General features: G+C 64.2%; 22 protein-coding genes. 9 read left to right on the top strand and 13 right to left on the bottom strand.

Going from position 1 to position 24,554, the window contains the following annotated elements:
• Both ACXJ7R_RS04205 and ACXJ7R_RS04200 read right to left on the bottom strand, forming a co-directional pair.
• Positions 1–328 (bottom strand): DUF4304 domain-containing protein (locus ACXJ7R_RS04205; RefSeq protein WP_457150720.1); only part of this gene is annotated, 328 nt, incomplete at its 3' end.
• A 51-nt stretch (positions 329–379) separates the two neighbouring features.
• Positions 380–1,546 (bottom strand): alpha-D-ribose 1-methylphosphonate 5-triphosphate diphosphatase, encoded by a 1,167-nt coding sequence (locus ACXJ7R_RS04200; protein WP_457150719.1) that lies wholly within the window; start codon positions 1,544–1,546, stop codon positions 380–382.
• Positions 1,547–1,868: 322 nt separating this feature from the next.
• Here ACXJ7R_RS04200 and ACXJ7R_RS04195 point away from each other — a divergent pair, with 322 nt between their 5' ends.
• The 9 genes from ACXJ7R_RS04195 to ACXJ7R_RS04155 all read left to right on the top strand — a co-directional run bounded on the left by ACXJ7R_RS04195 (position 1,869) and on the right by ACXJ7R_RS04155 (position 13,472).
• The gene (locus tag ACXJ7R_RS04195) at positions 1,869–2,471 is read left to right on the top strand and encodes an ANTAR domain-containing response regulator (protein ID WP_379022504.1); all 603 of its coding nucleotides are present in this window, start codon (positions 1,869–1,871) and stop codon (positions 2,469–2,471) included.
• A gap of 2 nt (positions 2,472–2,473) precedes the next feature.
• A complete protein-coding gene (locus ACXJ7R_RS04190; RefSeq protein WP_457150721.1) occupies positions 2,474–3,712 on the top strand; it encodes a CmpA/NrtA family ABC transporter substrate-binding protein in 1,239 nt (412 codons plus the stop codon).
• A gap of 347 nt (positions 3,713–4,059) precedes the next feature.
• Positions 4,060–5,388, top strand: a complete 1,329-nt coding sequence (locus ACXJ7R_RS04185; protein ID WP_457150718.1) for a CmpA/NrtA family ABC transporter substrate-binding protein — start codon at positions 4,060–4,062, stop codon at positions 5,386–5,388.
• An 86-nt stretch (positions 5,389–5,474) separates the two neighbouring features.
• Positions 5,475–6,365, top strand: a complete 891-nt coding sequence (ntrB, locus tag ACXJ7R_RS04180; protein ID WP_457150717.1) for a nitrate ABC transporter permease — start codon at positions 5,475–5,477, stop codon at positions 6,363–6,365.
• 10 nt (positions 6,366–6,375) lie between these two features.
• Positions 6,376–7,173: an ABC transporter ATP-binding protein gene (locus ACXJ7R_RS04175; protein WP_457150716.1), complete on the top strand. Its 798-nt coding sequence runs from the start codon at positions 6,376–6,378 to the stop codon at positions 7,171–7,173.
• Positions 7,174–7,177: 4 nt separating this feature from the next.
• Positions 7,178–9,628 (top strand): nitrite reductase large subunit NirB, encoded by a 2,451-nt coding sequence (nirB, locus tag ACXJ7R_RS04170; protein ID WP_457150715.1) that lies wholly within the window; start codon positions 7,178–7,180, stop codon positions 9,626–9,628.
• A gap of 220 nt (positions 9,629–9,848) precedes the next feature.
• A complete protein-coding gene (nirD, locus tag ACXJ7R_RS04165) occupies positions 9,849–10,178 on the top strand; it encodes a nitrite reductase small subunit NirD (RefSeq protein WP_111543757.1) in 330 nt (109 codons plus the stop codon).
• Positions 10,179–10,181: 3 nt separating this feature from the next.
• The gene (locus ACXJ7R_RS04160; RefSeq protein ID WP_457150714.1) at positions 10,182–13,049 is read left to right on the top strand and encodes a nitrate reductase; all 2,868 of its coding nucleotides are present in this window, start codon (positions 10,182–10,184) and stop codon (positions 13,047–13,049) included.
• 165 nt (positions 13,050–13,214) lie between these two features.
• Entirely contained in the window at positions 13,215–13,472 is a 258-nt protein-coding gene (locus tag ACXJ7R_RS04155) for a BrnA antitoxin family protein (RefSeq protein WP_457150713.1), read from the top strand.
• A gap of 128 nt (positions 13,473–13,600) precedes the next feature.
• On the opposite strand, the gene ACXJ7R_RS04150 is transcribed toward ACXJ7R_RS04155, so the two are convergent.
• From ACXJ7R_RS04150 to ACXJ7R_RS04100, 11 genes are all read right to left on the bottom strand, one after another.
• The gene (locus ACXJ7R_RS04150; protein WP_457150712.1) at positions 13,601–13,960 is read right to left on the bottom strand and encodes a cupin domain-containing protein; all 360 of its coding nucleotides are present in this window, start codon (positions 13,958–13,960) and stop codon (positions 13,601–13,603) included.
• 55 nt (positions 13,961–14,015) lie between these two features.
• The gene (locus ACXJ7R_RS04145; RefSeq protein WP_457150711.1) at positions 14,016–15,398 is read right to left on the bottom strand and encodes an NAD(P)/FAD-dependent oxidoreductase; all 1,383 of its coding nucleotides are present in this window, start codon (positions 15,396–15,398) and stop codon (positions 14,016–14,018) included.
• A gap of 30 nt (positions 15,399–15,428) precedes the next feature.
• Complete coding sequence (locus ACXJ7R_RS04140; RefSeq protein WP_457150710.1) at positions 15,429–16,547, bottom strand: ABC transporter ATP-binding protein; 1,119 nt, start codon at positions 16,545–16,547, stop codon at positions 15,429–15,431.
• 1 nt (position 16,548) lies between these two features.
• Positions 16,549–17,337 (bottom strand): ABC transporter permease, encoded by a 789-nt coding sequence (locus tag ACXJ7R_RS04135; RefSeq protein WP_457150709.1) that lies wholly within the window; start codon positions 17,335–17,337, stop codon positions 16,549–16,551.
• Positions 17,334–18,242, bottom strand: a complete 909-nt coding sequence (locus ACXJ7R_RS04130) for an ABC transporter permease (RefSeq protein WP_457150708.1) — start codon at positions 18,240–18,242, stop codon at positions 17,334–17,336. The genes ACXJ7R_RS04135 and ACXJ7R_RS04130 overlap by 4 nt, the downstream gene beginning before the upstream one ends.
• A gap of 26 nt (positions 18,243–18,268) precedes the next feature.
• Entirely contained in the window at positions 18,269–19,351 is a 1,083-nt protein-coding gene (locus ACXJ7R_RS04125; RefSeq protein ID WP_457150707.1) for an extracellular solute-binding protein, read from the bottom strand.
• Positions 19,352–19,355: 4 nt separating this feature from the next.
• Entirely contained in the window at positions 19,356–20,048 is a 693-nt protein-coding gene (locus tag ACXJ7R_RS04120; RefSeq protein WP_457150706.1) for a helix-turn-helix domain-containing protein, read from the bottom strand.
• 75 nt (positions 20,049–20,123) lie between these two features.
• Positions 20,124–20,513, bottom strand: coding sequence for a hypothetical protein (locus ACXJ7R_RS04115; protein WP_457150705.1), 390 nt, complete (start codon positions 20,511–20,513; stop codon positions 20,124–20,126).
• A complete protein-coding gene (locus tag ACXJ7R_RS04110; protein ID WP_457150704.1) occupies positions 20,510–22,402 on the bottom strand; it encodes an ABC transporter ATP-binding protein in 1,893 nt (630 codons plus the stop codon). The genes ACXJ7R_RS04115 and ACXJ7R_RS04110 overlap by 4 nt, the downstream gene beginning before the upstream one ends.
• Positions 22,402–24,264 (bottom strand): ABC transporter ATP-binding protein, encoded by a 1,863-nt coding sequence (locus tag ACXJ7R_RS04105; protein WP_457150703.1) that lies wholly within the window; start codon positions 24,262–24,264, stop codon positions 22,402–22,404. Before ACXJ7R_RS04105 ends, ACXJ7R_RS04110 begins: the two co-directional genes overlap by 1 nt.
• 93 nt (positions 24,265–24,357) lie before the next feature.
• Positions 24,358–24,554: hypothetical protein (locus ACXJ7R_RS04100; protein WP_457150702.1), on the bottom strand; the 197-nt coding region annotated here is incomplete at its 5' end.

The following is a 24,554-nucleotide window of genomic DNA, read 5'->3' as shown; positions in this document are numbered from 1 at the left end:
ATATGTTAGCAGATCTTTCATCGTCCTTTAGTCCAGAAATTTCAAGATCCAATGTTTCTTCTATCCTCGTTTTCTGATCAGGGAAGGCACTGTCAAGTCTGATCTTAATCGGACAATCGTATTCCTTAGGGGTTGGCAATCCTTCAACAGACATCCCGTTTGGAACGCAGCCAATATTCACGTAGAATCTTAGCCCGAAGTTTGATTTCTGCAAATTAACGACTTGAAGCGCACCTGCATCTTGGCGGTACCATGTCGCAGACTTCTTCTTGAAGCCATTTGCTGAAAGGTCTTTATTTAGGAGTGATTCAAGTTCCTTTTTATCCATTTCATTTTCTCGAATTGCGTGAATTACGGTGACAGTACACTATTTTCTTGTTCAATGCCGGCGCAGGCCCAGCGTACCGTCGCTGTAGATCATGCGGCCGGCGCGGAAGGTGGCGCGGACGCGTGCGACCGGCTGGCGGTCGGCCACGACGAGATCGGCCAGAAGTCCCGTCTCGATGGCGCCACGGTCGTCAAGCCCCAATGCCTTGGCCGGATTGGAGCTGGTCAGCGCGGCCGCCGCCACAAGGCCGCCGTCATCCAGCGCCGCCAGGCTGAGAACAGCCGGCAGGATCGAGGCCGGGTGGTAGTCGCTGGCCAGCATGTCGAGCAGTCCAGCCTCGTAGGCCTGCCGGGCGGAAAGATTGCCGGAATAGGAATTGCCGCGCAGTGCATTGGGCGCGCCCATGACGGTGTGCATTCCGAGCCTGCGGGCTTCTTGCGCCGCCTCCAGGGTCACCGGGAATTCGCTCAGCGCGGCACCCAGGCCATGGACGAATTCCACCTTCTCCAGCGTGTCGTCGTCATGAGAGGCGAGCACGATGCCGCGGGCACGGGCAAATGCCGACAGGTCCTGCAGCGTGCTGAGGACGTCGCCATGTCCATTTCGGCCGGCGATGCGCTGGCCGACGATCTCGGATGCCTCGGCAACCGACATGCCGCGCTCCTTGGCGATGCGGGCGATGTAGAGTTCGACGTCGCGGTACTGCCCCTGTCCGGGCGTGTGGTCCATCAGTGAGATCAGGTGCAGCTTGCCGGCGTCCATCAGTCTCTGCAGCACGCCGATGGCCGCGGCGAAGGTCACCTCGAACCGGGCATGGATGCGATGATCGACCAAAAGGTCGTCCTTCAGTCCGGCGATGGTCTCGATGATATCAGACGTATGCTCTTCCGAGCGCAGCACGCCGCTGGAGACGCTGGCGCCGATGAAGGAGAGCGCGGCATAGGCCGTGGTCACGCCGCAGGAGGCCAGCTTCTTGTCGAGTTCGGCAATGCCGATCGTCATCGGCACATGCACGCCGAGGCGCGGCTCCACTTCCTTCTCCACCATGTCGCCATGCATGTCGATGAAACCGGGCAGCAGCAGGCGGCCTCCACCCACGATGTCGGCATTCTCGACAGGCGCGTCGCGGACCTCTTCGATGCGGCCGTTTTCGATCCGGATGGCGCCATTGGGGATCACGCGGTCGCGAAGGACAATTTCGAATTCACTCAGCCACATCTCGTCTCTCTTTGGCTCTATCTCTGGGTTTGAGCATGATCTTCCCCGAAGCGGATTCGCTATGCGGATCAAGCTCCAGGTCGGCGCGTTGCTGGGCACAGGGTGGTGCGGGTCCTGGAAGACCTGGTCGGCCCCTGTTCCACCACAAGCCCCTGCGCAGGCATAACCCGGTCGGCTATCGTTCTGATGACACAGAAATCATGCGAGGCCAGGGCCATGGTGTGCGGCAGTGCAGCCGTTTCAGCGTGCCATGCGCAGCGAATGTTGCGCTCGCCGGGTTATCCCGCATTGCACAATTCCCTCGCTTGGGCACAATGCAGGCATGGTCCGAACCGCACTCGCCGTCCTGGTGATCGATGAAAACCGCATCCGCGCCGCGATCATCGAGGCGGGGCTGCGCGAGGCCGGCCATGAGCGGGTCACCGTCATCCATGACGTGACCGGCATTGCGCGGCGGATCGCCGAGATCGAACCCGACGTCATCGTCATCGATCTCGAAAACCCGAACCGCGACATGCTGGAAAACATGTTCCAGCTGTCGCGGGCGGTGAAGCGGCCGATCGCCATGTTCGTCGACCGCTCCGACCAGGCCTCGATCGAGGCGGCGGTCGATGCCGGCGTTTCGGCCTATGTCGTCGACGGCCTGCGGCAGGAGCGCGTCAAGCCGATCCTCGACATGGCGGTCAGCCGTTTCAACGCCTTTTCGCGCATGGCGCGCGAACTGGAAGAGGCGCGCAGCGAGCTCGAGAGCCGCAAGGTGATCGATCGCGCCAAAGGCATCCTGATGAAGTCGCGTGGCCTCAGCGAAGAGGCTGCCTACACGCTGCTGCGCAAGACGGCGATGAACCAGAACCGCAAGATCGGCGACATCGCCCAGAGCCTGGTGACCGCCGCCGGCTTGTTGGGACCGGCGGAGGACGAATGAGCATGGGCGCCGAGCATCAGATCACCGCCGGCTTCATGCCGCTGTTCGACAGTGCGGTGCTGGTCGCGGCCGGCGAGCTTGGCTTTGCCGCACGCGAAGGCATYGACCTCACGCTGCACCGCGAGACGTCCTGGGCCAACATCCGCGACCGCATCGCCATCGGCCACTTCCATCTCGCGCATATGCTGGGACCGATGCCGCTCGCCTGCAATCTCGGGCTGACGCCGCTCGCTTCAGAAACCATCGTGCCGTTCTCGCTSGGTCTCGGCGGCAACTGCGTCACCATTTCCAATGCCGTCTGGGCCGGCATGGCAGCGCATGGTGCTGCCCCCGATCTCGACCCGGCGCGCGCCGGTGCCGCACTTGGCGCGCTCATCCGCGAGCGCGCCGCTGCCGGCCGCGACCCGCTGCGATTCGCCGTCGTGCATCCGCATTCCGGGCATAATTACGAGCTGCGCTACTGGCTCGCCGCCTGTGGCATCGATCCGACGCGCGAGATCGAGATCGTCATCGTGCCGCCGCCCTTCATGGCCGACGCGCTGGCCACTGGGCGGATCGATGGCTACTGCGTCGGCGAACCCTGGAACAGCGCCGCGGTGGCCGCCGGCACCGGCCACATCGTCACCGTCAAGGCGCAGATATGGCGCAACAGCCCGGAGAAGGTGATCGGCGTGCGCAAGGTCTGGGCCGAACAGTCCCCCGACGCCTTGGCGGCGCTGCTGCGCGCGCTACACCACTCGGCGCGCTGGTGCCAGGATCCGGCCAACCATGGCGAACTGGCCGGGGTGATGGCGCAGCCCGGCTTCCTTGGCCTGCCGCCCTCGGTCCAGTTGCCGATCCTGACCGGCCATCTCCAATTGGGTGGAGGAGCGGCGCTGGATATCGAAGACTTCTTCCTGCCCTTCGACAAGGCGGCGAACTTTCCCTGGAAGAGCCATGCGCTGTGGTTCTACACGCAGATGGTGCGTTGGGGGCATGTCGAACACACGCCCGACAATCTCGCTATTGCCCGCGACTGCTACCGCCCAGATCTCTACCGTTCGGCGCTGAAGCCGCTTGGCGTCGCACTGCCTGGCGCCAATTCGAAGGTCGAGGGTGCGCTGCGCATAGCCACCGCCGTCGGCGCGACAGGCGCCGGCCTGGTGCTCGGCCCCGATGGTTTCTTCGACGGCCAGATCTTCGATCCCGATGAGGTCGAAGGCTACATTGCCGGCCAGAAATCGGCCCGCGCGGAAGCCTGATTATTTTCGCGCCATTCTTGTGCATTGCACAAAAATTGTGCGTGCGATTGCTTTAATGAACAATCTTTGGCCTGCTCGCCATATCGTCTGTTGCGTAGGCGGACGGCGCGTTTCATTGATTTCATTGTTATTTTTCCTTTCTCTCGAATCTGGCATGGTTCATGCTTTGAAATAACCAGGCCTCCTTGGGGTCACGGAATAGGCGTCCAATGACGGGCGCCCACAGGCAAAGCTGCCGCTCAGGTCAAGACGCGATCCGGATTTCCGGACGCGCAGGCCTGGCCGGCGGCTTTTTTGTTTTTGGGCCAACAATCGACGGCGCGGACCGCGTTCAACCGGAGACGACGATGAAGAAGACGATGAAGACATGGATCGGGACTGGGACATCGCCAAAGGATGTGACCCGCCGCGATTTTCTGGTCAGCAGTGCGATGACGGCGGGGCTGTTCATGGCCGCCCGCAAGCTCTTCCCCTCCGGCGCCTATGCGGCCACGACCTCGCCGGAAGTCACCGGCGCCAAGCTCGGCTTCATCGCGCTGACCGATGCCGCACCGCTGATGATCGCCAAGGAGAAGGGGTTTTTCGAGAAGTTCGGCATGCCCGATGTCGAGGTGCTCAAGCAGGCCTCCTGGGGCGCGACGCGCGACAATCTGATGCTCGGCGGCGCGGCCAACGGCATCGACGGCGCCCATATCCTGACGCCGCTGCCCTATTTGATGCACACCGGCAAGGTGACGCAGAACAACCAGCCGATGCCGATGGCGATCGTGGCGCGGCTCAACTACGACTGCCAGGGCATTTCGGTCGCCCAGGAATATGCCGGCACCGGTGTCGGCCTTGACGCCTCGAAGCTGAAGGACGCCTTCGCCGCCAAGAAGGCGGCCGGCAAGGACATCAAGGCCGCCATGACCTTCCCGGGCGGCACCCATGATTTGTGGCTGCGCTACTGGCTCGCCGCCGGCGGCATCGATCCCGACAAGGATGTCTCGACCATCGTCGTGCCGCCGCCACAGATGGTGGCCAACATGAAGGTCGGCAACATGGATGTGTTCTGCGTCGGCGAGCCGTGGAACGAGCAGCTTGTCCACCAGGGCGTCGGCTTCACCGCCGCCACGACGGGCGAATTGTGGAAGGGCCATCCGGAAAAGGCGCTCGGCCTGCGCGCCGAATTCATCGACAAATACCCGAACGCCACCAAGGCGATCCTGATGGCCGTCATGGAAGCCCAGCAATGGTGCGAGGCCAAGGAGAACAAGGACGAGATGGCCGCCATCATCGGCAAGCGGCAATGGATGAACGTGCCTGTCGCCGATATCATCGGCCGCCTCAAGGGCGACATCAACTACGGCAATGGCCGCGTCGCCACCGGCTCCGATCTCTACATGAAGTTCTGGACGGGCGGCGTGTCCTATCCGTTCAAGAGCCATGACTCGTGGTTCCTCGCCGAGAACATCCGCTGGGGCAAGTTCGCGCCGACCACCGACATCAAGGCGCTGGTCGATCAGGTCAACCGCGAGGACCTGTGGCGCGAGGCGGCCAAGGACCTTGGCGTGGCGGCAGCCGACATTCCGGCATCCTCGTCGCGCGGTGTCGAGACCTTCTTCGACGGCAAGGTCTTCGATCCGGCCAACCCGTCCGCCTATCTCGACAGCCTGAAGATCAAGGCCTCCGCTTGAGCCAGCGCAAACGGCGTATTGCGCCCTTTGCCGCAACAGCGCCTTGCGCCGTTGCGGAGATTCCGACCAAGGAGTTTTTCCCAGACATGTCGATCCAGACAATCGAGGACACAACGGTGAAAGCGTTCCCCGCCAAGCCAGCGGAGGTCATCGCTTTCACCGCCAAGGCGCGGCGCCGTTTCGATCCGATGGTGATCGCCGGCAAACTGGCGAGCGCGCTGGTTCCGCCGGCCATCGTCATCGCCCTCATGCTGGTCGTCTGGCAGATCGCCTGCTCGTCGCCGACCGCCAGCCTGCCGCCGCCGAGCCAGGTGTGGAACGAGGCCTACGACCTGATCGCGCATCCTTTCTTCAACAATGGCCCGCAGGACATCGGGCTGGCCTGGCGGGTGCTGATCTCACTGCAGCGGGTCGCCATCGGCTTTGGCCTGGCGGCGATCGTAGGCGTGGCGCTCGGCGCGCTGGTTGGCCAGTCGATCTGGGCGATGCGCGGCCTCGATCCGGTGTTCCAGATCCTGCGCACCGTGCCGCCGCTGGCCTGGCTGCCGCTGTCGCTGGCCGCGTTCCGCGATTCCAGCCCGTCGGCGCTCTTCGTCATCTTCATCACCTCGATCTGGCCGATCATCATCAACACCGCCGTCGGCGTGCGCAACATCCCCGAGGACTACCGCAACGTTGCCCGCATCCTGCGGCTCAACCAGTTCGAATTCTTCGTGAAGATCATGGTGCCGGCCGCCGCCCCCTACATCTTCACCGGCTTGAGGATCGGCATCGGCCTGTCCTGGCTCGCCATCGTCGCCGCCGAAATGCTGACCGGCGGCGTCGGCATCGGCTTCTTCATCTGGGACGCGTGGAACTCGTCGCGGCTGCCCGACATCATCGTCGCGCTCGCCTATATCGGCGTCACCGGCTTCTGCCTCGACCGCCTGGTCGCGGCGGTCGGCGCCTTCGTCACCCGCGGCACAACGGCAAAGTGAGGACAGCGCCATGACGGCCTATCTGAAGCTCGACCATATCGACAAATCCTTTGCCCGCGRCAATCAGGTCAGCGAGGTGCTGAAGGACATCCGGCTGACCATCGACAAGGGCGAATTCGTCTCGATCATCGGCCATTCCGGCTGCGGCAAGTCGACCTTGCTCAATTTGATCGCCGGGTTGACCACAGTGTCCGCAGGCGCCGTGCTGCTCGAGGACAAGGAGGTCGACAGCCCCGGACCCGAACGCGCCGTGGTGTTCCAGAACCACAGCCTGCTGCCGTGGCTGACCGTCTATGAGAACATCAACCTGGCGGTGTCGAAAGTCTTCGGCCGCAGCAAGAACAAGGCCGAGCGGCATGACTGGATCATGCGCAATCTCGACCTCGTGCAGATGGCGCATGCCAGGGACAAGCGCCCGGCCGAAATCTCGGGCGGCATGAAGCAGCGCGTCGGCATCGCCCGGGCGCTGGCCATGGAGCCGAAGATCCTGCTGCTCGACGAGCCGTTCGGCGCGCTCGATGCGCTGACGCGCGCCCATCTGCAGGACGCGGTGATGGACATCCATTCGCGGCTCGGCTCGACGACGATCATGATCACCCATGATGTCGACGAGGCGGTGCTGCTCTCCGACCGCATCGTCATGATGACCAACGGCCCGGCGGCGACCATCGGCGAGGTGCTTGCGGTGCCGCTGGCGCGCCCACGCCGGCGCATCGAGCTCGCCTCCGACCGGACCTTCCTGCGCTGCCGCGAGGCGGTGCTGAAGTTCCTCTACGAACGCCACCGCTTCGTCGAAGCCGCGGAGTAGCACCATGAGCGAAAAACTCGTCATCATCGGCAACGGCATGGCCCCTGGGCGCATGCTGGAGCACCTGCTGGAACAGGCGCCGGGCCGCTACACCGTCACCATCTTCAACGCCGAGCCACGGGTCAATTACGACCGCATAATGCTGTCGCCGGTGCTGTCGGGCGAGAAGGCCTATGAGGAAATCATCATCCACGGCGATGGCTGGTACATCGCCAACAACATCACCCTCTACAAGGGCCACAAGATCATCGCCATCGACCGGGCGGCGAAGACCGTCACCTCCGATCACGGCGTCACCGAGCCCTACGACAAGCTCGTCATCGCCACCGGCTCGGTGCCGTTCATCATCCCGGTGCCCGGCCATGATCTGCCGGGCGTGCTGACCTATCGCGACCTCGRCGACGTGCAGGCGATGATGCTCGCCGCGCAGTCGCGGGCCAAGGCCGTGGTCATCGGCGGCGGCCTGCTCGGGCTGGAGGCGGCGGCCGGGCTGAACGCGCAAGGCATGGACGTGACCGTGCTGCATGTCATGCCGACTTTGATGGAGCGCCAACTCGATTCGGCCGCCGGCTATCTCCTGCAGCGCGCGGTGGAACAGCGCGGCATCAAGGTCATCACCAAGGCCAACACAAAGGCGATCACGGGCAACGGCAAGGTCGGACAGGTGGAGCTCGCCGACGGCACCGTCATTCCGGCGACGCTGGTGGTCATGGCGGTCGGCATCAGGCCGAATTCGGCACTTGCCAAGGAAGCCGGCATTGCCGTCAATCGCGGCATCGTGGTCGACGCCGGCATGCGCAGCAATGATCCCGATATCTACGCGCTTGGCGAATGCGCCGAGGTCAACGGCCAGGTCTACGGGCTGGTCGCACCGCTATACGAGATGGCGCGCGTTGCGGCCCAACAGCTGGCCGGCAACGAGAAGGCGGCCTTCGTCCACGTGGACACGCCGACCAAACTCAAGGTCACCGGCATCGACCTGTTCTCGCTCGGCGACTTCGCCGAGGGCGAGGACCGCCAGGAGATCGTGCTGCGCGACGCGGCCGCCGGCGTGTACAAGCGCCTGGTGCTGAAGGACGACCGGATCATCGGCACGGTGCTCTATGGCGAGACGGCCGACGGCGCTTGGTTCAACGACCTCAAGAAGAAGCAGACCGACATTTCGCCAATGCGCGACACGCTCATATTCGGCCAGTCCTACCAGGGGGGTGCCCCGCTGGACCCTATGGCGGCCGTTGCAGCCTTGCCGGATGATGCGGAAATCTGCGGCTGCAACGGCGTTTGCAAGAGCAAGATCACGGGTGCGATCACGGCCAAGGGCCTGACCTCGCTCGACGATGTGCGCGCTCACACCAAGGCGTCGGCCTCCTGCGGCTCCTGCACCGGGCTGGTCGAAAAGCTGATGGTGCTGACGCTCGGCGACACCTACAACCCTGCGGCCGTGCAGCCGATGTGCGGCTGCACCACGCTCGGCCATGACGAAGTGCGCCGGCTGATCAAGGCCAAGCACCTGAAGACCATTCCGGCCGTCATGCAGGAACTGGAATGGACGACCTCCTGCGGCTGCGCCAAATGCCGGCCGGCGCTCAACTACTATCTCGTCTGCGACTGGCCGGACGACTATGCCGACGACTACCAGTCGCGCTTCATCAATGAGCGCGTCCACGCCAACATCCAGAAGGACGGCACCTATTCGGTGGTGCCGCGCATGTGGGGCGGCGTCACCAATGCGGCCGAACTGCGCGCCATCGCCGATGTCGTCGACAAGTTCGAGATCCCGATGGTCAAGGTCACCGGCGGCCAACGCATCGACATGCTCGGCATCCGCAAGCAGGACCTGCCGGCGGTGTGGGCCGATCTCGGCCAGGCCGGCTTTGTCTCCGGCCATGCCTATGCCAAGGGCCTGCGCACCGTGAAGACCTGCGTCGGCTCGGACTGGTGCCGCTTCGGCACGCAGGATTCGACGGGCCTCGGCATCCGCATCGAGAAATTCATGTGGGGCTCGTGGACCCCGGCCAAGGTCAAGATGGCGGTGTCGGGTTGCCCGAGGAACTGCGCGGAGGCGACCTGCAAGGATGTCGGCGTCATCTGCGTCGACAGTGGCTACGAGATCCATTTCGCCGGGGCGGCCGGTCTCGACATCAAAGGCACCGAAGTGCTCGGCCTGGTCAGGACCGAGGACGAGGCACTGRAGCATATCGTGGCGCTGACGCAGATGTATCGCGAGCAGGGCCGCTATCTCGAGCGTATCTACAAATGGGCCAAGCGCATCGGGATCCCCGAAATCAAGCGCCAGATCATGGACGACGATGCCAAGCGCAAGGCCTATTTCGACCGCTTCGTCTTCAGCCAGAAGTTCGCCCAGGTCGACCCGTGGTCGGAACGCGTGTCCGGCAAGGACAAGCACGAGTTCCGGCCGATGGCGACTGTCGGTTTTGCGCAGGCGGCAGAGTAGGGCCGATGGAAGCGTTTCTTCCCACCCCCCTCTGGCCTGCCGGCCATCTCCCCCACAAGGGGAGAGATCGGATGCTGTTTCGGCTTTCGCCAATCTTCAACGTTGCGGAGTGGGCGCTGTCAGTGCAACTGCCGATCTCCCTCCTTGCGGGGGAGATGGCCGGCAGGCCAGAGGGGGGCGGCTGGGCGCCTTCAGATCGAGCAAAGGCGAGGATGGCCACATGAACTGGGTATCAATAGGCTCCCTGTCGGACATCCCCCGCCGCGGCGCGCGCTGCGTCGACACGCCGGAAGGCAAGATCGCCGTCTTCCGCACCGCCGACGATCAGGTCTACGCCATCGACGACCACTGCCCGCACAAGGGCGGGCCGCTGAGCCAAGGCATCGTGCATGGCACGGCGGTCACTTGTCCCTTGCACAATTGGGTGATTTCGCTGGAGACGGGCAGGGCGCTCGGCGCCGATGAGGGCGCGGTGCGCACCATCCCGGTGCGGGTCGAAGGCGAGCGTCTGTTCATTGCGCTGGAAGCGCTGGCCAGCCGAGCGGCCTGACACATGGAGATTGACGCTGCGCGCGAGGTGAGGACCACCTGCCCCTATTGCGGGGTGGGCTGCGGCGTGCTGGCGAAGGTCGCCGCGGACGGGCAAGTGTCCGTCCGCGGCGACCCCGACCATCCGGCGAATTTCGGCCGGCTCTGCTCCAAGGGGTCGGCACTGGCCGAGACCATCGACCTCGACGGCAGGTTGCTTTATCCCGAAATCCGCGGCCGCCGCAGCGGCTGGGACGAGGCGCTCGACCTCGTCGCCTCGACCTTCTCGCAAACCATCGCCGAGCACGGTCCCGATGCCGTCGCCTTCTACGTCTCCGGCCAGTTGCTGACCGAGGATTACTACGTCGCCAACAAGCTGATGAAGGGTTTTGTCGGCTCGGCCAACATCGACACCAACTCGCGCCTGTGCATGGCCTCGTCGGTCGCCGGCCACCGCCGCGCCTTCGGCTCCGACACCGTGCCGGGAAATTATGAGGATCTGGAGCTTGCCGACCTCATCGTGCTGGTCGGCTCCAATCTCGCCTGGTGCCATCCCGTGCTCTACCAGCGAATCGCGGCGGCTCGGGAAAAGCGGCCGGAGATGAAGATCGTGCTGGTCGATCCGCGCCGCACCATGACCGCAGACATTGCCGACATGCACCTGGCGATCGCGCCCGATGGCGACGTCGCTTTGTTCACGGGGCTGCTCGCCTATCTCGGCAAGCACAACGCGCTGGACCGCGCCTTCATCACGGCGCACACAACCGGGTTCGGGCAAGCGCTTTTCGCAGCATCGGAGCTCGACCTTGCCGGCATCGCCGCCACGGGGCTGAGCGAGGACGAGCTTGGCCGTTTCTACAGCCTGTTCGCCGCGACCTCCAAGACCGTGACCGTCTACAGCCAGGGGGTGAACCAGTCGTCTTCGGGCACCGACAAGGTCAATGCCATCATCAACTGCCATCTCGCCACCGGCCGCATCGGCAGACCCGGCGCCGGGCCGTTTTCGGTGACCGGCCAGCCCAACGCCATGGGCGGCCGCGAGGTCGGCGGCATGGCTAATATGCTGGCCGCGCATATGGAGATCGAAAACCCCGACCATCGTGACCGCGTGCAGCGCTTCTGGACTGCTCCGGTCATTGCCGAAAGGCCGGGCTTGAAGGCGGTCGAGATGTTTCAGGCGGTGACCGACGGGCGCATCAAGGCGCTGTGGATCATGGCCACCAACCCGGTCGATTCGATGCCGGATGCCGACGCCGTCGAGGCGGCGATCAAGGCCTGCCCGTTCGTCGTGGTGTCGGAGGTGCTGGCCAGGACCGACACCGTCCGCCACGCGCATGTCCGGCTGCCCGCCGCCGCCTGGGGCGAGAAGGATGGCACCGTCACCAACTCCGAGCGCCGCATCTCGCGCCAGCGCGCGTTCCTGGACCTGCCCGGCGAGGCGCGGCCCGACTGGCAGATCGTCGCCGAAGTGGGCAAGCGGATGGGTTTTGCCGAGGCATTTTCCTATGCGTCGCCGTGGGAGGCGTTTGCCGAACATGCCGCGCTGTCGGGGTTCGAGAATGACGGCGCGCGGGATTTCGATATTGGTGCGTATGCCGGGATTGATGCGGACGGGTATGAGGAATTGGCCCCGTTCCAGTGGCCAGCGCCGAGTCCGGCCACCCCCCTCTGGCCTGCCGGCCATCTCCCCCGCAAGGGGGGAGATCGGATGTTGCACCGGCTTTCGTCAATCGCCAACGTTGGAGAAAGAGCAGGGACGCCGAAACCGCCAATCTCCCCCCTTGCGGGGGAGATGGCCGGCAGGCCAGAGGGGGGTGCTCAAGCTGGACATCAGCCAGAGGAGCGCGCTCAGGCCGCAAGTGGCTCTTCCAGCCACCGCTTCTTCGCCGACGGCAATTTCTACACGCCCGACCGCAAGGCGCGCTTCGTCGCCGTCCGTCCCGCCGTCGAGACCCGCACCAGCCCGGACTATCCGCTGATCCTCAACACCGGACGCATCCGCGATCACTGGCACACCATGACGCGGACCGGGAAAAGCCCGCGGCTGTCCCAGCACATTGCCGAGCCCTTCGTCGAAATCCATCCGGCGGATGCGCAGTGCTTCGGGATCGGCGACGCCGACATCGTGCGCGTTTCCAGCCCGCGCGGCGACGTGCTGGTGCGCGCGCTGGTGACGGCACGCCAGCGCCGGGGCAGCCTGTTTGCGCCGATGCACTGGACGGATCAGTTCTCGGCAAAGGGCCGGCTCGACGCGCTGACCGCGCCGCTGACCGATCCGGTGTCCGGCCAGCCGGCGCTGAAGCATGTCGCCGCCCGCATCGAGAAATTCGCCGCAAAGGCCTTCGGCTTCGCGGTGATGCGGCAGAGGCCGGAACCTGATACCGCGACCTACTGGGCCGCGGCCAAATGCAAGGGCGGCTGGCGGGTCGAACTTGCCTTTGCCGATGACGAGATCGACTGGGCCGGCTTCGCCGGATCCCTGTTCGGCACGACCCCGGGCGGCGAAATCCTCGCCTATCATGACCGCGATGCCGGCCAGCATCGCATCGCGGCTTTCGACGGCGATCACTTGTCCGGCGCCCTGTTCGTCGCGCCTGGTCCGGTCGCGGTGTCGCGCGGCTGGGCGGCGGACCAATTGACCGCCGATCATGTCGATCGACGCGCCAGGCTGGCGATCGTGGCCGGGCGGCCGGGCGGGGTCGACGTCGATCGCGGCGCCATCGTCTGCTCCTGCTTCGGCGTCGGCGCCAACCAGATCGCGCAGGCGGTGCGAAGCGGCTGCGCCAGCGTCGAGGCGATCGGGGCGGCGCTGCATGCCGGCACGAATTGCGGCTCTTGTCGTGCCGAGATCAGGATCATCGTCGCCGCACAAATCCTTCAAGCCGCCGAGTGACCGGTGCCAGCGCGTGCCGCGAAGGCGATGCGGGGACCGCACACTGCGGGGCCTGAGCTGTTCCTGGCCAAATGGGCCTGCGCGATGGCGTCAGTTGGGCTATGGTGGTGCCAAGCGCGCCGCCTCATCGGCGAGTGTGAGTCGTCTTCCAGTCAGGGTCACCCAATGGCAAATCCCCCGCGCCGACCGACAAATCCGATGACGGCGGCCGAAGCCGCCTTCAAGCCAGTCAAGAAGCCGGTTGCTCCGCCTCGCGAGCCCTCGGCCGCTCCAGGTGTCAGGGAGCTTGTTTCGATCAGGATCGATCGAACCGTGCTGGACCATTTTCAAGCCGATGGCCCCGGCTGGCAGGACAGGATCAACGACGCATTGCGGCAGGCAATCGAAGGCAAGCCGGTCGCCAGCGGTTCGGACGACGACTAGAGCGGTTCACCGTTTCACGGAAACGCCGAACCGCTCTATCCCTTTGTTTTGACGCAATTCCCTCAGGGAAAGCGCTACGCGCTTTTCCCGGGAAAACCGTTTCACACTTTTCCCGGAATTGCTCTAGCTCACGCCGCTTCGAAGTGCAGGATGTAGAGCTTGCGCGTCGGTTCGTGGATCGTCCACTCGCCTTTCCAGCCTTTCGGAAGCACCAGCATTTCGCCGGCACTAACCTCCTTGCTGTGGCCATCGGGACCATGCAGCGAGACCCGGCCCGACACGATGTGACAGGTTTCGGAATTCGTGTCGCGCGAGGCGGTGAAGCGGCCCGGCGTGCATGCCCAGACGCCGACTTCCAGCGACCCGTCCGGCGAGATCCACAATGTCCTCGACGCTTCGAGTTGATCGCCGCTGATCGAGGTCGGCTTGGGCTCGGGCTCGCCGAGATCGATCGAGGCGAGATGGGCAAAGGTCTGGAAGTCGGTCATGGCGGTCTCCGGGCAGGCACTGAATTTTTCAACTCGATATGCAATGTCGCAGGGCTCAATGCCCGGTGATGCGATCGGCGATAGCCGCCAGTTTCGACGTGTGCAGGAGACCGGCTTCCTCGCGCTCGTCGGCGACGCGGTAGAGCTGGTACATCGAGTGGACGCCGAGCCAGCGCATCGGCTCCGGCTCCCATTTGCTGACCTGGCGGTTGACCCAGGGCAGGCGGGTCAGTTCGGTGTCGCGGCGCAGGATGAGGTCGCGCAGCGTCCGGCCCGAGAGGTTGGAGCTCGACACGCCGAGTCCGACATAACCGCCGGCCCAGCCGATGCCGGTCTCAAGATCGAGGCCGGCCGTCGTGCACCAGTCGCGCGGCACGCCAAGCACGCCGCACCAGGCGTGGTCGATGCGAAGCTTGCTGGTCTGCGGCAGCAGGCGAGTGAGGATCGCGTGCAGGCTTTCGATGGTCGCCTGCTGTGTCTGGCCGTGCACATCCGTCTGCGATCCGTAGCGGTAGGGCACGCCGCGCCCGCCCATGGTGATGCGGCCTTCGCGGGTGCGCTGGGCATAGCAATAGGCGTGTGCTGCGTCGCCCAGCAGTTCGTGGCCGTCCCAGCCGATCTCGTCCCACAGCGATTGGGGCAGCGGCTCGGTGATGATCTGTGCGCTGTTGAGCGGCAGCCAGAGCCGCTCATTGCCTGATATGCCGGCCGTGAACCCCTCCGTGGCGCGGATGATGATGGGCGCGCGCACCGTGCCGCGATCGGTGGTCACCTTGCCCTTCTCAATACCCGTCACGGTCGTCTGTTCGTAGATCGGCACGCCGAGGCGCTCGACGGCTTCGGACAGTCCACGCACCAGCTTGGCCGGCTGCACGCGTGCTGTGCCGTGGTGGATGTAGCCGCCAAGCACGTTCCGGATGTTGATGCGGGCCTTGGCCTCTGCCTGGCCGATCAGGCTGACGCGGTCCTGAGGCACGCTCCAGCCGATTGCATCCGCATAGGCGGCCTTAATCCGCTCCAGCTGCGGCGGGTTGGTCGCAACCGTCAGATTGTCGACGCGGCGAATATCGGCATCGATGCCTTCGGCCTCGGTCACCGCGATCACTTCGTCGACCGTGCCATGCATGGCGGTTTCCATGTCGATGACGGCGCCACGGGTAGATGTCTGCAGATATTTCTCGCGCGACCAGCTGAAGCCGCCGGACAGCCAGCCGCCATTGCGACCGGACGCGCCGAAGCCGGCGAATTCCCGGTCCACCATGGCGATGCGGATCGAAGGATCGGCCTTCTTCAGATAGTAGGCCGTCCACAAGCCGGTATAGCCCGCGCCGACGATGCAGACATCGGCTTCGAGGTCGCCCGGAAGCGGCGCACGATAGGCTGGCAGGCCGATGTCGGCATACCAGAACGAGATGTTGCCGTTGACTTTGGCGTCCATGTCTAAAAATCCTGCGGGGGAAATGAGCGATCAGGTCATCGTCATGTCGGCGCGGTCGTCGTCGGCAAGAAGTTTTGCATCGACGACCGACCAACGCAGATCGACCGCGTCACCAATCGAGAAAGGCGTGGCCTCGAGCGTCGCGCGCACGATGGCCACGGAACCATCGCCCAGTGTCACCTGGTATTTCGAACCCGAGCCCAGATAGATCGCTTCGCTGACCTGGCCGGTGAGGCTGTTCTGTCCGGCGGATGCAGGCGTGTTGGTTCTGGCAAGCGAAAGCTTTTCCGGCCGCAGCAGAACCACCGGTTTCTGGCTGCCGGCGAGCTTGCCGCCGGCGACGACCGTCTGGCCGGCGATCGTCACTCTGGTCTCGCCGCCTGACGTCTGGGCATCGCCACGCAAACTGGTCGATTCGCCGATGAACTTCGCCACGAACAATGTCGCCGGTTCGTCGTAGAGCTGACGCCCGGTTCCCACCTGTTCGATGCGTCCCTGGTTGAACACGGCGATGCGGTCGGACAGAACCAGCGCCTCTTCCTGGTCGTGCGTCACATAGACGAAGGTGGTGCCAAGCTCACGGTGGATGCGCTTGATTTCGAGCTGCAGCCATTCGCGCAGTTTCTTGTCGAGCGCTCCGAGCGGCTCGTCCATGAGTAGCAGCGGCGGATCGAAGACGATGGCGCGGGCCAGCGCCACGCGCTGCTGCTGGCCGCCGGAAAGCTCGGCTGGATAACGATGCGCGAAGTCGGCCATCTTGACCATGTCCAGAGCGCGCGCCACGTGGCGGTCGCGCGCCTGTTTGTCCATGCCGCGCAGGGTGAGCGGATAGGCGACGTTCTTGCCGACGGTCATGTGCGGAAACAGCGCGTAGTGCTGGAAGACGACGCCGATGTTGCGCTTGTGCGCCGGCAGCGCGACGATGCTTTTGCCGCCGACGGCGAGGTCGCCTGAGGTCAGGTCGGTAAAGCCGGCCACGACGTTGAGCGTGGTGGTCTTGCCCGAGCCGCTGGGGCCGAGCAGCGTCATGAATTCGCCCGGCTCGATATGCAGGCTGACGTCGTCGAGAGCGGTGAAATTGCCGTAACGCTTGGTTGCGGCCTTGATGTCGATGGCCGCGCCACGTTCTTTGCTGTTGGACGCAGCCATCTCAACTCCTCGTCGATTTCGAGCTGATGATCAGCCCGGCACTGATCACCAGCGTCGTGGCAATGAAGATGATCGTTCCGACAGCCGTCACCGTCGGGTCGGCGTCGCGGGTGATGCTGGTGAAGATCTGCACGGGCAAGGTCTTCAAATAGGGGCTGGTGATGAACAGCRCGACGATGATTTCATCGAAGGAGGTGACGAAGGCAAACAGCAGCCCGGACAGGATGCCGGGCGCAATCAACGGCAAGGTGACGGTGCGGAATGCGGTGAAGCGGTCGGCGCCAAGGCTTGCCGCCGCCGTCTCCAGCCGCACGTCGAAGACTTCTAGGCTTGCCGACACGGCGATGATGACGAACGGGATCGCCAGCATCGTGTGCGCGATGACGAAGCCGGTGGTGGTGCCGACGAGCTGGTAGTCGAGATAGACGGCATAGATGCCGATCGCCAGCACCACACCGGGCACGATCATCGGTGTGATCAGGATGGCGCGCAGCAGGCCGGCGCCGGAATGTTTCATGCGGCTGAGGCCGAGTGCCGCCAGCGTGCCGATCAGCGTGGCGGCGACGGCAACAAGGCCCGCAACCCTGAGCGAGTTGAAGAAGCTGGTCAGCCAGTCGGGGTTGGTGAAAAAATTCTCGTACCACTGCCATGAGAAGCCGGATGGCGGGAAGGCAAGCGACTTCTTTTCGTTGAATGACATCGGGATGATGACCAGCGTCGGCATCACCAGCCACACGGCAACCAGCAGGCAGAACAGACCGAGCAGAATGCGGAACGGCGCCAGTCTCATGATCTGGACGCCTGTTTGTGGCGCTGGCGCATCAGCGGCGCGGCGAGCGCCAGAAGCACGAAGGTCGCCACCAGCAGCACGACACCCATGGCGCCGCCGCGACCCCAGTTGAGCAGGCTGAGCACCTGGCTCTGCACCAGCGTCGACAGCATGGTGCTGCGGGGGCCGCCGAGCAGGGCCGGCGTGATGTAGAAGCCGAGCGACAGGATGAAGACGATGATGGCGCCGGCGAATACGCCGGGCAGCGACAGCGGCAGATAGATCTGCAGGAAAGCCAGCGAGGGCCGCGCGCCGAGGCTGCGCGCCGCCTGCACGAGGCGCAGGTCGATGCCGCGCATGACCGAATAGAGCGGCAGGATCATGAACGGCAGCAGCACCTGCGCCATGCCGATCACCACGCCGGTCTGGGTGCGGATCAGCTTCACGGTGTCAAGGCCGAGCAACCTGACGACGGAATTGATGATGCCGGAATCCTGCAGCAGGATGACCCAGGCCAATGTGCGCACCACGCCGCTGACCCAGAACGGCACCAGCACGCACAGGATGAGGACGAGCCGCATGCGCGGCCCAACCGCCGTCATCAGGTAGGCGTAGGGGTAGGCGGCGATAACGCAGACGATGGTGACCCAGGCGGCGATGGAAAAGGTGCGCCACAGAACCGTGACGTTCACCGGCGTGGAAAAGAACCAGACGTAGTTCTGCATTCCCCAGGCGGGGTCTGAGAAACTGCGCAGCGTGACGGTCAGCAGCGGATAGCCCATCGCCGCGATAAGCAGGAGCAAGGCAGGCATCGCCAGCAGCGAAGGGTAGGCGGCAAGCCGTAGGCGCCGTTGCGGCCCCCGCACGCCACCCGCCGGCCGGGGATTGTCACCCCCGGCCGCCAGAGTATGTGATGTCTGGCTCACGCTTTTCGCCTTGGCGCTCGGCCGGCTCAGTTGCCGGCCATCAGCGCCGTCCACTTGTCGGACGCGGTGGCGAAATTGGCGACCCAGAACTTGATGTTCTGCTGGTAGCCCTGCTTGGCGTGTTCCGGCGTGTTGGTCAGGAAGGCGGCGACCGAAGCATCCACCTTGGGCTGCGCCTCGGTGTTGATCGGCGAGTAGGATGTCTGCTCTGTCAGGACCTCCTGCGACTTCTTGCCGAGATAGGCGTTGATCAGCGCATAGGAGGCGTCGGTGTCCTTGGCCCCGACCGGGATGGTCAGCTGATCCATGACGACCAGCCAGTCCTTCCACACCGGCGTATAGGCAGCGCCGTTCTTGACCGCCGTCATGGCGCGGCCCGTCCACATGATGATCATGTCGGCTTCGCCGGATTCTGCCAGCTGCTGGGACTCGGCGCCGGTCTTCCAGAAGATCGTGTCCGGACCGATGGCCTTGATCTTGGCAATGCCCTTGTCGATGTCGGCCGGCGTCATGTTGTCGACCGAGCCACCGTCGGCCAGAATGCCCTGTTCGATCAGACCGCCGATCGGGCTGCCGCTGCCGTCGATGGCGCGCGTGCCGGGGAATTTCTTGGTGTCGAAGAAATCCTTCCAGTCCTTCGGCGGATTGTCCTTGTAGGTCGAGTTCTTGTACATCAGCACGGTGCCGTAGTTCATCGCCGGCACGCTGCACTCGCCGACCTGTCCGGCCGGGATGTGCGAAACGTCGAGCTTGGTCAGGTCGAGCTTTTGAAACAGCTTGCCGCAATGCACGAATGGCGGAAAGTCGTCGGTATCGACGACATCCCAGGTCACATTGCCGGACTCGACCTGCGCCTGAAGCTTGGCGATTTCGGTCGGGCCATCGTTCAGCAGCTTGACGCCGCTCTTGTCGACGAATTCCTTGAGGGCGGCGACCTGGCCGTCCTGGTAGATGCCGCCATAGGAGACGAACGTCAGCGTCTTTCCTTTCAGCGAACCGTCCACCACGGTGCCGGCCGGCGGCGCGCTCTGCGCATGAGCCGCGGCGGCTGCAATCAAGGCCAGTGCGGCGGCGCCGACAAGCCCGGACACTATTGATCTGCTTCCCATTTTTTTAACCCTCCGATGACTCGCTGTTTGATTTTGGCAGTCCGGGTGCGAGTGATTTCCGGGCCACATATTGGTCGAGATCGACGGCGCCGCTTGTCGACGGTGCGATGATCCACAGCACTTCGGCCACCGTGTCGCCGACATTGATGGTCCTGTGCGGCGTCGAGGTCGAATATTCGATACTGTCGCCCTCTTCGAGGATGAAGCTCTCGTCGCCCAACGTCAGCTGCAGCCGGCCGCGCAGCACGAGAAACATTTCGTGCGCGTTGCCATGTGTGTAGGGCACGTCGCCGGTCGAGCCGCCAACGGCGAATTCGCCACAATAGACCTCCATCTCTCGGATTGGCCGGCGCGACAGCAGCGTCTTGCGATAGCCTTCGCTGGTCGGCAGCGCCGGTCGATCGGCGCGTGTCAGCACCGCGTGCGGCGAGACTTCGCTCTCGTCGAAAAGATCGGCGAGGCCGATGCCGAGCGCATTGGCGATCAGCATAAGCGTGCTGGTGTTGGCTCCCGAAAGACCGCGCTCGAGTTGGCTCAGGAAACTGGCGGTGGTGCCGATCAAGTCGCCGAGCTGGCGCAGCGTCAGGCGTCGCGCGGTGCGATAGGCCTTGATGCGATCGCCCAGCACCGTGGAGCGGCGGGCTTCCGCGCCGGTTGCGGCGTTGTCGTTGAGTGCGTGATCCGCAGCGGTTTTCATGGTGATCTCAGTGTTCACTTAACATGCAATTAAGTGAGGCTTCGTGGCAAGCGGATTCGCTTGGCCACCTGAAAATCACCGATGGGCCAGCCTATCTGCTTGCCGGTGGAGGAAGGTATCGAAAGGCGCTTTGGTTTGGCGATCGAAAACGACGGCCAGCCCGTTCTTGACGGCAAGCGAGGCGACCATGTCGTCCAGTTCGTGATCGGAAATGGCGAGTTTGAGGATCTGCCGGATGGCCAGATAGGCCTGCTCGGTCGACACATAGTCGTAGCGCTTTTTGCGCACTTCCACATATTGCTCGATGAGAATGCCCAATCGGCGGGCGGCGATGTCTTCTGGTTGCTGCACGGGAGCCTCCTCAAGCTCGATCGTCTCCAGCCCCCTAAGATGTAAAATCCACGCCGCGAAAGTTAAGGCCCGAAGCCGAAAAAATCGGCTGTCATCGTCGACAAACCCAGTCACGTCGCCTTGCCGACCRCCGCGTCCAGTTCCAGCTCGCCTTCCGAAATGTCGTCGAAGGACGCGTAGTTCATGTTGTAGAGGCGGGCGTAGAGCCCTTTTCGTGCCATCAACTGTTCGTGGTTGCCGCTTTCGACGATCTCGCCGTTCTGCAGGACGATGATGCGGTCGGCGCCGCGAATGGTGGCCAGCCGGTGGGCAATGACCAGCCCGGTGCGGCCTTCCAGGAGTTTTATCAGCGCCTTCTGGATCAGCATCTCGGTGTAGGAATCGATGCTGGCCGTGGCCTCGTCGAGGACGAGGATCTTGGCGTCGGCGACGAGCGCCCGCGCGAAGCTGATCAACTGACGCTGGCCGAGCGAGAGATTGCCGCCGCGCTGCTCGAGCTCGGTGTCGTAGCCATCGGGCAAGTTCTCGATGAAGTCGTGCGCGCCGACGGCCTGCGCGGCGCGGACCACCTCTTCGCGGCTGGCGCCGGTCTTGTGATAGCGGATGTTCTCCAGCACCGATCCGGAGAACAGGAACGGCTCCTGCAACACCATGGCCACCTGATCGCCGAGCGAATCCTGGGTCAAGTCGCGCACGTCGTGGCCGCCGACCAGGACCTGGCCGGACCAGACATCGTAGAAGCGGTGCACCAGCGCCATCGAGCTCGACTTGCCCGACCCGGTCGGGCCGACCAGCGCGATGGTCTCGCCCGGATTGACGCGGAAGGAGATGTTCTTCAGCACCGGCAGGTTCTGCCGGTAGCCGAAGGTGACGTTCCTGAACTCGACTGAGCCATCCATGTCGCGCGACAGCGCCACGGCGCCGTCCTTGTCGCTGACGTCCACCGGCACGTCGAGCACTTCGGAGATACGCTGGCCCGAAGCCATGGCGCGCTGCATGACGCTGTACTGCATGGTGAGCGAGCGGATCGGGTCGAAGAAGCGCTGGATGTAGAACAGGAACGCCACCATGACGCCGACGTCGAGGCTGTGCGAGAGCACCATCGAACCGCCGACGACGATGACGGTCGCCATGGCGATGCCGGTCAGCGTGTCGACGATCGGCACCATCACCTGCGCATATTTCGCCGACGTCAGGTGGGCATTGAGATTGGCCAGCACCTTCTCGTCGTAGAGGTCGAAATTGACGTGCTGGCGTTCGAGGCTCTGCACCGTGCGCACGCCATGGATGCCTTCGGCCAGCGCGCCGTTGGCGATCGAGTTGGTCTCGTGCGCGGCCATGAAGGCGACCTTGGCGCGCGGCAGCCAGAACAGGCGCACGACGAACAGCACCGGCATGGTCGACAGCGTCAGCAGGCCGAGCCGGAAATCCAGCCACAAAAGGACGCTGACGATGCCGAACAAGAGTACGATGTCGCCCACCGACATCACCGACGTTTCGAGGAATTCCTGCATCGAATTGACGTCGCCCTGCAGGCGCGACATCAGCCGGCCGACCTCGGTCTTGTCCATGAAGCTCAGAGAGACCCGCTGCAGGTGGCTGAACATGGCGCGGCGCAGGTCCGACAGCACATTCTCGGCGACCTTGCCGACGACGCTTTCCTGTACGTGGCTGGCGGCATAGTTGATGAGGATGATCAGCGTGAAGGCGCCGATAGCAGAGATCATCACCGACTGGTCGAGCCTGCCTGTCGCCATGCCGTGGTCGATGGCGTAGCGGATGACCAGCGGGATCGCCAGTTGCGTCAGCGTGAACACCAGCACCGCGGCGACCGAGATGAAAATCCGGCTCTGATACGGCTTCACGAAGCTCCAGATACGCCGCACGATGCGCGGATCATAGGCCTTGCCGAAAACCTCTTCCTCGTCGCGGTGCGAGCCGACGACAGCCTTTGTCGGCCGTCCGCTGGTGTCTYCCTTCTCGTCGTCGCTCTGTGCCGACATCAAGCGGCTCCCAGAGCCGTAGGCCGATCGTCGTCCGGCCGCAGCTGCAGGTCGTAGAGCGCACGATAGCGCCCGCCGAGCGCCAGCAGCTCCTCATGCGTGCCGCGCTCGACGATCCGGCCGTTCTCGACGAACAGGATCTGGTCGGCATGCATCAGCGAGCTCAGCCGATGCGAAATGATCAGCGTCACGCGATCCTTCGCGAAGCGCTTCATCGCCGCCCGGATGCGCTGCTCGGTGCCGGCGTCGATGGCTGCGGTGGAATCGTCGAAGACCAGCACCGATGGCCGCAGCATCAGGCTGCGCGCGATGGTCAGGCGCTGCCGCTGGCCGCCGGACAACGAGGCGCCGCGTTCGCCGACGACCGTGGTGTAGCCGGCGGGAAGTCCGATGATGTAGTTGTGCAACTGAGCGAATTCGGCTGCCTGCCCGATGCGGGTCTCGCGTGCCCAGGGATTGCCATAGGCGATGTTGTTCTCGATCGAGGTGGTGAACAGAAACGCGTCCTGCTGCACGACGCCGACGGCCTTGCGCAGTGATTGCAGCGTGACCTTGCTGATGTCCTGGCCATCGATGGTAATGCTGCCCGAGGTGACGTCGTAGAAGCGCGGGATCAGGTGCGCGATGGTCGACTTGCCGCTGCCTGGCGGGCCGACGATGCCGATGGTCTCGCCGGACCTCGCCTCGAAGGAAATGCCGGACAACGTCGGCCGGTCGCCCGCGCCCGCATAGCGGAAGCTGACATTGTCAAAGCGCAGCACGCCCTCGGTGACGACGAGGTCCCTGGCGCCCGGCGCGTCCTTGATGTCCAGTTCGGCGTCGAGCAGTTCGAACAGCCGGGTGCCGCAGGTCGAGGCGCGCGCGAAGGAGTTGACCATCAGGCCGAGCTGGCGCACCGGCATCTGCAGGATGGTCATGAAAGTGAGGAACTGGGCCAGCGTGCCGACGCTGATTTGACCCGCAATGACCTTCTGGCCGCCGAACCACAGCACCAGGCCCATGGCGGCGAGGAACGAGAAGTTCATGGCGCCGGTGTTACCGACGCGAATGTCGACGCGCTTGTTGGCAAGGTCGAGCGCATCCTGCTTGGCGCGGTCGAATTTCTCCAGCTCATGCCGTTGTGCAGCGAAGGCTCGCACGACGCGGATGCCGCCGAGATTCTCATCCATCACCCGGCTCAGCACCGACAGGCGCTGCTGTAAGGTCAGCCAGGTGCTGCGCAACGCCAACTGGGTGACCGAGGAGCGCCAGGCAACGAACGGCACGAAGCTCAGGCTCAACAGCCCGAGCACCAGATCGGTGCTGATCAAGAGGTAGGCGCCGACGCCGATCAACACGCCGAGCAGGACGACCCGCAGGATGCCGGTCGAAAAGAACATGCGCACGCCGTCGAGATCGAGCAGGCCGAGCGTGATCAGATCGCCGGTGTGGACCCGGTCGTGGTAGGAGAAGCTCAGGCGCTGGATCTTCTCGTAGAAAGCCAGGCGCAGCTCATAGCCGGTTCGATGGCCGACGGCCTCGCCGTAATAGTTCTGCGCCATGGTGAAGAGACCGCGCAGGATGCTGACGACGAGCAGCGTCACAGCGGTGTTCCACAGCGCGTGCTCGGCGGCGGTGCCGGCCCCGGCTGTCATGACGCCCTGCGCCTGGTCGATGGCGCGTCCCAGCAAGCGTGGAATGAAGAGCTGCAGCGTCGCGGCGATGAAGGTCGAGACGAGGGTGATCGCGACTTGCCAGGGATGGCGCAGCGTCATGCGCAGGATCCGGAGCAAGGTGCTGAGGCCCTTGCCCCACGAGGCTTCGGCCACATGGGCAAACGATTTGCCGCGCTTTTCCGCGCCGCTGGTTGCTTGCGTATGCAAGGGAAATATCCAGACCAATCCGGGCATTAGCCCGGACGAATAGAGCAGACTCAGTTCAGATGGCGTGATGTTACGCGGGTCCGGCTTGGCCGTTCAAGAGCCAATGCCGGCATCACGCTGTGCCTGAACGAAAGCAAGCAGACGGCGCGATGCATGGTCGGGCAGCACCAGCAGACGCCTGGCAAGTCGTGGAGGTCTGCCCACCTTGCCGAAGGCGTTAGCCGAGGCCAACAGCCGGCGATGCGCAAGCGCCGGCCGGACAGCATGCAACCTTCCGTCCGGCCGTATGT

This window comes from Mesorhizobium sp. P5_C1 (assembly GCF_054049815.1).
This window is presented reverse-complemented; position numbering and strand designations above follow the sequence as displayed.